The 8341-nt window shown below is 58.7% G+C and carries 8 protein-coding genes; 4 read left to right on the top strand and 4 right to left on the bottom strand.

The window, feature by feature from the left end:
- The 3 genes from A3730_RS08795 to djlA form a co-directional block, all read left to right on the top strand.
- Nucleotides 1-504: NAD(P)-dependent oxidoreductase (locus tag A3730_RS08795; RefSeq protein WP_156501093.1), on the top strand; the 504-nt coding region annotated here is incomplete at its 5' end.
- Nucleotides 504-1292, top strand: a complete 789-nt coding sequence (gene hyi / locus A3730_RS08790; protein WP_063520185.1) for a hydroxypyruvate isomerase — start codon at nt 504-506, stop codon at nt 1290-1292. The genes A3730_RS08795 and hyi, both read left to right, overlap by 1 nt.
- Nucleotides 1292-2134: a co-chaperone DjlA gene (gene djlA, locus A3730_RS08785; protein ID WP_063520184.1), complete on the top strand. Its 843-nt coding sequence runs from the start codon at nt 1292-1294 to the stop codon at nt 2132-2134. The genes hyi and djlA overlap by 1 nt, the downstream gene beginning before the upstream one ends.
- 550 nt (nt 2135-2684) lie before the next feature.
- Here the strand turns inward: djlA and A3730_RS08780 are convergent.
- The gene (locus tag A3730_RS08780) at nt 2685-3629 is read right to left on the bottom strand and encodes an oxygenase MpaB family protein (RefSeq protein WP_231880632.1); all 945 of its coding nucleotides are present in this window, start codon (nt 3627-3629) and stop codon (nt 2685-2687) included.
- Between the two features lie 268 nt (nt 3630-3897).
- Here A3730_RS08780 and A3730_RS08775 point away from each other — a divergent pair, with 268 nt between their 5' ends.
- Nucleotides 3898-4137: a YdcH family protein gene (locus A3730_RS08775; RefSeq protein ID WP_063521055.1), complete on the top strand. Its 240-nt coding sequence runs from the start codon at nt 3898-3900 to the stop codon at nt 4135-4137.
- A gap of 35 nt (nt 4138-4172) precedes the next feature.
- On the opposite strand, the gene A3730_RS08770 is transcribed toward A3730_RS08775, so the two are convergent.
- The 3 genes from A3730_RS08770 to A3730_RS08760 all read right to left on the bottom strand — a co-directional run.
- Nucleotides 4173-5438, bottom strand: a complete 1266-nt coding sequence (locus A3730_RS08770) for a hypothetical protein (protein ID WP_063521056.1) — start codon at nt 5436-5438, stop codon at nt 4173-4175.
- 79 nt (nt 5439-5517) lie between these two features.
- Nucleotides 5518-7458, bottom strand: a complete 1941-nt coding sequence (locus A3730_RS08765; RefSeq protein WP_063537937.1) for an acetoacetate--CoA ligase — start codon at nt 7456-7458, stop codon at nt 5518-5520.
- A partial coding sequence (locus A3730_RS08760; protein WP_304439482.1) for a biotin/lipoyl-containing protein occupies nt 7455-8341 on the bottom strand: 887 nt, incomplete at its 5' end. The genes A3730_RS08765 and A3730_RS08760, both read right to left, overlap by 4 nt.

Here is an 8341-nt window from a genome sequence, read left to right as displayed (position 1 = left end):
AGTGATCAAGACGTCGACCGGGCAGGGCCGATTTTTCAAGCCCTGGGCAAGGCGACGCATATTGGCACGGTGGGCAGCGGCCAGCTGGCGAAACTGGCCAACCAGGCGATTGTCGGCATTACCATCGGCGCGGTTTCAGAAGCCCTGTTGCTGGCCGCCAAGGGTGGCGCCCGCCCGGAAAAAGTTCGTGAAGCATTGTTGGGCGGCTTTGCGGGCAGCAAGATTCTTGAGCAGCATGGCGAGCGCATGCTGGCCCGGGATTTCGAACCCGGCGCCCCGGCGCGGATCCAGCTCAAGGACTTGCGCATGATTCTGGACGAGGCCCGTGCTGAAGCGTTAACCCTTCCTCTTAGCCAGCGGGTGTTCGAACAATATCGGGCCTTGCAGGCAAGCGGTCATGGCGATGTGGATCACAGTGGTCTGCTATTGGAGCTGGAAAGGCTCAATGGCGTTCGATTGTCTGCTGGCACCGGTGGGGTAGATCCCGAAGAGGAGAACGGGTAATGCCACGTTTTGCCGCCAACCTGTCCATGCTGTTCACTGAGTTACCGTTCCGGGACCGCTTTGCCGCTGCGGCGGATGCCGGCTTCAAGGGGGTGGAATATCTGTTCCCGTATGGCTGGTCTGCTGACGAGTTGGCGTCATTGCTGGCGGAGAACGGGCTGACCCAGGTGCTATTCAACTTGCCTGCCGGGGACTGGGATGCCGGAGAGCGCGGCATTGCGTGTTTGCCGGATCGGGTGGAGGCGTTTCGCGAAGGTGTGTTTACCGCCATGGACTACGCCGAGGCGCTGGGCTGTGGGCAGATGAACTGTCTGGCGGGCCTGAAACCGGCAGCGCTGCCGTCAGAGGTGGCCTTTGCAACCCTGGTGGAGAACCTGCGTTTTGCTGCGGACCTGTTCGCCGCCAAGGGGCTGACCCTGACACTGGAAGCGATCAACTCCCGGGTGGATATGCCCGGTTTTCTGGTGGATACCTCGGCCATGGCCATGGCGGTGATTGAGGCGGCGGGCCGCGACAATATCCGCCTGCAATACGATCTTTATCATATGCAGATTATGGAAGGGGATTTGTGCCGTTCCCTTTCGCGACTTTGTCCCCATATAGGACATATTCAGTTTGCCGATAATCCCGGGCGCCATGAGCCGGGCAGCGGCGAAATTCATTTTGATACCGTGTTTGCTCACATCGACTCGCTGGATTATGCGGGCTGGGTGAGTGCGGAGTACCGGCCCCGGGCCGACACGATAACCAGCCTGGGCTGGTTTAACGCAACCAAACAGGAACCGTGATGCAATTCAATTGGGGTGGAAAGATCATCCTTGGCCTGCTCGGCATGCTGGCGGGCGGGCCCATTGGCTTGGGTATCGGCGTGCTGATTGGGCATATGCTCGACAAGGGCGCCGAACGGGTACAGACCTTTAACCCGTTTCGGCCCTATGGCCCGGGCGAACAGTCACAGATTCAGACAGCGCTGTTCGATACGGCGTTTTCGATCATGGGGCACCTGGCCAAGGCCGATGGCCGTGTCAGCGAAGACGAAATTGCACAGGCCAGGGCGGTGATGGATCGCATGCAGCTGTCTGAAGAGCAGCGCAAGCAGGCCATTGCCTTGTTTAACCAGGGCAAGCAGGACGATTTTCCGCTGGACCAAACCGTGGCCGCGTTTGCGACAAGCGTGAAGCATCGCAAACAACTGATTCTGGTATTGCTGGAAATTCTGCTGCAAACCGCGCTGGCCGATGGCGAACTGGACCCGGCCGAAGAAGCGATTCTGGTGCGGGTGGCGGAAGGCCTGGGTGTGCCGCGCGCCCAGTTTCAGCAGATCCTCAACATGCTGCTGGCCCAGGCGCAATTTTCCGGCGCCCGCGGTGGGCATTCCTACCAGGGTGGCCAGCAGGCAGCCGGACCATCACGTCCGTCCCTGTCGCAGGCGTATCAGGTGCTGGGCATCACTGGTAGCGCCAGTAATCAGGAGGTCAAAAAGACCTACCGCAAACTGATGAGCCAGCACCACCCGGACAAGCTGGCCGCCAAAGGCGTGCCGGAAGAAATGATTCGCGTGGCCACGGAAAAAACCGCGGAAATCAGCAAGGCCTACGAAATGATTAAGGAACACCGCGGCTTTAAATAAGGTTCTTCGCGGATTAGCGTGAAAAACGCCGTTATGCCTGGTTGACCATAGAGTTGCCAGAAATGCCGGCGTTGCCGGATGCCAAACGCCTGATGCCGGACGTTAAATCAGGCCCCTGATGCTCTGGAAGGTTGAAGCGACGAACTGGGGAGTCTCTGTAGCACGCCCAACAGCGCTGATTTTTTTGTGGGAGTGATGCTTGCATCACGAATAAGGTTGGTGGATTACAGGCTCCTTCACGATGCCAGAACCCCTTCCTATATTAGCGTGGGCGTTTTTTAGGGGCTGCCTGGCATCAAAACTCGCCGGTCAAACGCTGATAATACATTATGCAGGCGACGCTCGATGCTCGTTTCCTCGTCAGGCATTCGGCGTTTAGCATCCGGCAACGTGCGAGACATTCACGACAAATCAAGCCAACTGCTAGAAACGTGATATTCCCTCAAATCCCCGATGAACCTTAAATAAACGCAACAGGGCTCACGCAACAAGCAACACGCCGGGAGTTTGGCGTGTTGCTTGTTGCGTGAAGCCTGTGGCGTTTCCCGATTCAATAACTGGCGCTGGGGAGCCGGTCGATTTTCGGAATCGACCAGCCGCTGCTGACCAGATCGGATTCCCCGGACCACCAGCGATTCAGCAAGCGCGTTGGCAGATCCGCGCGGGCGCGGCCGCTAAGCCGTTGCAGGGCTTCATGGTAGGCGGGCTGGTAGCGCAAGCGTTCGGGTAGCCGGCAGGTCAGGTCCATTAGCCGGTGAATGTGTTTCTGGTAGCTGCGATGGGCATCAAGTCCCGTTTGTGGCAACCGAAACTGTTCGCGCAGGTGTTCGGGAATCTGAAAAGACGCCAGGCCAAGATAACTCCCGTAGGGGAGCCGGCCGGGGTAACCCTGTTCGCGTATCAGGGTATGGCCAAGCTGGCGGCGATGGCGGGGAATGTCGCCGTTGCGGGCCAGCCGTTTGCTCCACCAGCGTTGGTGTGCATGCCAGTGCACCGGTAATCGCTGTGGGGGTATGCCCATGGCTTCGGCCATCACCATGGTCTCTTCGAACAGCCTTTCCTGGTGGGCGGTGGACAGCGGTTCAATAACGCTTTGATAGATCCGCAGGCACGAATCCATCCACGCGGTAAGCATGTACAACAGGGTGTCGCTGTCTTCCACATCGAACAGGGTTTTGCGGCGGGTACAGGGGCTTTGCAGGGTCAGTAACGCCTGGTCCAGATTGCCAAAAACCAGCTTCAGCATAAATACCTGCGTGTGTTGCAGGCGCTGCATCATGTCGTTTCCGGATGTGGTCAGTTGCGCTGTGCGGCTGTCTGCCAGCGCCAGGAGTAATACGCGACCTTGTGCCAGGCACATGAGGTTTTCGCGCATCAGTTGCCAGCATATGGAACCGGGGCCGAACAGGCCGGCATCAGGGTGGTGGCAGCGGTCGGTGATGCGCATCAAGCCGTGTTCCTGATGATCTCGGGTGATTAATTTCGGTAATGCCATGTGCATGCCTCCGTGGTGCAGATGGATAGGATTTACCGACTACCACCAAACACTGCAGGACAAGGCTGCAGGGGGACAACGTAGTGCAGATTTCGACATGGCCGTACCGCCATGCTCACTTTTATCTTACGGCCACGGGCGATTGAATCTAATCAGAAAATGTGGTGATTTGAGCGTTAAGGGGAACGGTGAACCGTTTCTGCTTGTCGCATAAACAGGGCCGGTCGTATTGGGCTGGCTTGCCATTTCCATTTAAGGAGCGACTTTCATGTTGGGCGAAAATCACAGCATTCATCACGAATTTCCCGATGTTCACCAGAAGATAGACGAGCTTGCTAACGCCGACCCCTCGTTCAAGGCGTTGATTCTGGAGCACGATAAACTGGACAAAAAGATACGGGGGCTGGAGATGCGCGAGAGCCCGATTTCGGATCCTGAGATGGAACGGCTAAAGCAGGACCGCATACGGCTGAAGGACGAGGTCTACCACCGGTTAAGCCATCACTGAAAGAAAAAGCCTCTGGTATCAGAGGCTTTTTTTATTTACTTCATTAACAATCTAGATTTTGGTTCCGAGAGCAGTTTTTTTGCATAGACACCCGGCGGAAGGCCATTGCTATCACGGCTATAATACATTCGGGTGATGAAATAAAATTCCTTACCAAACGGAATGTCAGTCAGTGAAAAGCCCACATTGGGTAATTGCCCGGCAAACCTTTCGGGTTCGTTCACCTGGCTGGCATCGTCCTGATAGAGCAGCCGGGCGGGGGTATCAAAGCCCTTCACGAAGGCCAGCTGGGCCAGCATGTCGAAGCCCCGGCCAGTGCCAAACCAGATCCAGTTGTTGCCTTCCAGTGGCATGGCGAGCATGGCTTTTTCCGAGTCCGACAGCACTCCATCGGTAATGCCCACGTGGTTGCCGGTCCAGCTGGTAACCAGTTTGCTGTCGTAGAGGCCGTTGCCATCCAGCGAAATATCCAGAGCAGGGCGTGCCAGCACAGTGTCGGCAATGCCGGGCAGGGTGAAACGGCTATGGATATCGACCTGTTGCGGCATCACCAGAAAATAGTTGTGAATGCGCAGCACCGGCACCCGTGCCACCTTGACGGAGGTAGTGGCATAGACCATGGCTGCCAGTGGGCCGCTGATAATCTGTTCTACTTTTGGATCCAGGTTGTTGTTGTTCAGGGTGACGCGATTGTTTTCTCCGAATACACCAGCGCTGAGGCGCAATTTGAGCGTATCAAGAATACTTTGGCGCTCGCCGTTTTCCCCTTCGAAACCGCGAAAATAAAAATCGCTCCACTTGAACAGATTCTGATCTGTCATGCTCAAGGCAAAGTCGGTGCTTTTGATGGTCATGCTTTCCGGGTCGAACTGCACATAGCGCTCTGTGCTTTGCAGATAGGCGTTCTTGACCAGGTAAAAATGGTGTTCCTTGTCGTTATGGGAGACCAGCAGTTCTGCGGCGACGTTTTCTGAAACATTACCGCTTAATGCCGGGCCACCGTCTTCGAAACGCAACAACAGCCGGTCTTCTGTATCGATGCGGCGCGGATCACCAATCAGATGCGTGCTGTCATCTTTCTCAAAGTAGGGGTAGCCCTCCCTGGACCATTGGACCCACTGGTGGGGAACCGGCACAAGGCGACCTTCTTTTACAGCGAAAAAGGAGTACAGACCGATATGTTTGCCGATCAGGGGTTTGAAGTCGGCGCCGGTGAGGGTAATGATCTGTGCCCAGAGGGCCGATGAGGCGCAAAGCAGCAGGAGTGTAGCCAGCGCCCGGGTGACGGTATTTTTTATCATTATGGTCTGTCATGGCTGTCGGTACAGGGTCCATGATGCGCCTTTGCGCCGGGCCGTCAATGACCCGGCGACCGGAGGGTCAGTCTTCAAGCTCAATGCGCTGGGCAAAATGGGCCAGGGCCTGCGGGTTGGCCAGGGCGTTACGGTTGGTGACAGGCCGGCCATGGATGACTTCTCGCACCGCCAGCTCCACGATTTTACCGCTGACCGTGCGCGGGATTTCGGGTACCGACAGAATGACGGCGGGCACGTGGCGTGGCGTGGCGCCCTGGCGAATGGCTTTACGGATGCGAGCCTGGAGTTCGTCATTCAGGTCTACGCCGTCTGCGGGCACCACAAACAGCACCACGCGCACATCACCGTCGAATTGCTGGCCGACCACAATGGCTTCGCGGATTTCTGGCAGGGTTTCCACCTGGCGATAGATCTCTGCGGTGCCGATGCGCACACCTCCGGGGTTGAGTACCGCATCGGAGCGGCCATGGATAATCAGCCCCTGATGGCTGTCATGGGGCACCAGCTGGGCGTAATCGCCATGGGCCCAGACGCCCGGGAAACGGGCAAAGTAGGCAGCGTGAAAGCGCTGGCCGTCCGGATCATTCCAGAAGCTTACCGGGCAGGACGGAAAGGGGCTGCGGCACACCAGCTCGCCTTTGCTGTCGGCCAGGGGCTGGCCGTTGTCATCGAATACGGCCACATCCATGCCCAGGCCGAGGCATTGCAGCTCGCCGCGATACACCGGCAGCATGGGGCTGCCCAGTGCGAAACAGGAAATAATGTCGGTGCCGCCGGAAATGGAGCTGACCAGTAATGACGGTTTCACCTGCTGGTACAGGTAGTCATAGCTTTTGTGCAGTAGTGGCGAGCCGGTGGAGAAAAGGGTGCGCAGGGTGCCCAGGTCGTGGCTGTCTTTCGGGCGCAAGCCGGATTTTTCCACCGCCTGAACAAACTTGGCACTGGTGCCGAAGTGGGTAATGCCTTCCGCATCAATCAGGTCAAACAACCGGCCGGTATCCGGGTAGGCCGGGTTGCCGTCATAGAGCACCAGAGTGGCGCCGGTGTGCAGGCCGCAGATAAGCCAGTTCCACATCATCCAGCCGCAGGTGGTGAAGTAGAACAGGGTGTCGGTGTCGCGCACATCGCCGTGCAGATGCAGTTCTTTGGTCTGCTGAAGCAGGGTGCCGCCAGCTCCATGGACGATGCATTTGGGCTGCCCGGTGGTGCCGGAGGAATAGAGAATAAAAAGCGGATGATCGAAGGGCAGGCGCATAAAGTCAGGCGCCGGGCCGGCGGCCTCCAGCCAGGCGCCCCAGATCAGTGCCCGGGGAACGCTGCTGCTATCGCCACGGCCGGGTACCACAATCAATAATTCCGGTTTCAAGGCCTCATGCAATGCGTCTATACGCTCGCCGAGATCGATCCACTTGCCGTTGTAGTGATAGCCATCACAGGCCAGCAGCACCTTGGGTTCGATCTGTCCGAAACGATCCAGCACCCCGGAAACCCCGAAATCCGGGGAGCAGGAGGACCAGACAGCACCGATCCAGGCGGCGCCCAGGGCCGCGATCAGGGTTTCGGTGCGGTTGGGCATAAAGCCCGCTACCCGGTCTCCGGGTTGAATGCCGGCCGCTAGCAGTTGGGCGGCCACTTTGCCGGCGGCCACCCGCAGTTGTGCATAGCTGATGACACTGCGGCTGCCATCTTCCAGCACGCTGACGACGGCGGTGTGAGTGTCGTTACGTTTGAGCAGGTTTTCCGCGTAATTGAGTTCGCCGTGGGCAAACCAGCGGGCGTCCTGAAAGCGTTCCCCTGGCGTCAGCACGGTATCGCCGGGCCGGCCGACCACACCGCAATGATCCCAGACCTGTTGCCAGAAGGCGTCCGGTTGCTCCACAGACCAGCGATGCAGGGCCTGATAATCCGTTAAAGGCAGACCACTGTTGGTGCGTGCCTGTTGCCAGAAAGCGGCCAGGTGGGTGTGCTGGATGCTGTCATCGGGTTGCCAGAGAGGCTCGCTCATTCTGTCTCTCCCTTGCTGTCGGTATCCGCGTGGCTGTCAGCGGCGGTGAATTCCACCAGCACCGTGCCTTCGCTGACACTGTCGCCAGCGGCGACGGCAAAGCCGTTCACCGTGCCGGGTACGGTGGCGCGCAGGGTGTGCTCCATTTTCATGGCTTCCAGTGTAATCACCGCATCGCCGGCTTCAACGCTATCGCCGGGGGCAGTATGCAGGGCGACAATGGTGCCGCTCATGGGGGCGCTGAAGCCGCCAGCATCCGCATGCCGGGCGGTATCACGGCTGGGGTTCAGGGTGACCGGGTAGGCTTGGCCGCCCACAAACAGCACCACTGTGTGGGTATTTTGCCAGGCGAAGCGGGCCGCCAGGCTGTCCGTTCCCCAATGCAGGCTGAAATCTTGGTCGGCGGTAGTCACGGCAAAACTGACAGCGGCCTGACGGTCACCGATAGCGGTTTGCTGGCCGTCTTCGCGTACGGTGAATTGTTCACCGTTTGCTTCCACCCGGGTTTGGCGCAGGCGCTGATTCAGTGGGCGCCAGCCATTGAGGGATTGCCAGGGGCTGTCGCCGGTGGCCTTGTGCGCCTGCAAGCGCGCCGCAGCCAGGGCCAGCAAGGCGGGGTCGACGGCGGTGGCCTCCAGCAAATGCGGGCGATGTTCGAGCAAGCGGGTATCCAGCTCGGCCCCGGCGAAAGCCTCGTCGTTGAGTACCCGGCGCAGGAAGGCGGCGTTATGGTGGATGCCTTCCAGCTCCAGGGCGTCCAGTGCCTGAATCAGTTGTTGCCGGGCGGCGTTGCGGTCCTCGCCATGACAGATCAGCTTGGCGATCATGGGATCGTAGTGCTCGTCTACCCGGTCGCCCTGTTCGTAGCCAGCATCCACCCGGC

Source organism: Alcanivorax sp. HI0044, assembly GCF_001634945.1.
Note: the sequence above shows the minus strand (reverse complement) of the source record. Positions and strands in the feature narration are given on the sequence as shown.

What these genes read in the sequence shown, in the direction of transcription:
- hyi (WP_063520185.1), top strand. Translation starts at nt 504, where the DNA reads ATGCCACGTTTTGCCGCCAACCTGTCCATGCTGTTCACTGAGTTACCG.
- djlA (WP_063520184.1), top strand. Translation starts at nt 1,292, where the DNA reads ATGCAATTCAATTGGGGTGGAAAGATCATCCTTGGCCTGCTCGGCATG.
- A3730_RS08780 (WP_231880632.1), bottom strand. Translation starts at nt 3,629, where the DNA reads ATGGCATTACCGAAATTAATCACCCGAGATCATCAGGAACACGGCTTG.
- A3730_RS08775 (WP_063521055.1), top strand. Translation starts at nt 3,898, where the DNA reads ATGTTGGGCGAAAATCACAGCATTCATCACGAATTTCCCGATGTTCAC.
- A3730_RS08770 (WP_063521056.1), bottom strand. Translation starts at nt 5,438, where the DNA reads ATGATAAAAAATACCGTCACCCGGGCGCTGGCTACACTCCTGCTGCTT.
- A3730_RS08765 (WP_063537937.1), bottom strand. Translation starts at nt 7,458, where the DNA reads ATGAGCGAGCCTCTCTGGCAACCCGATGACAGCATCCAGCACACCCAC.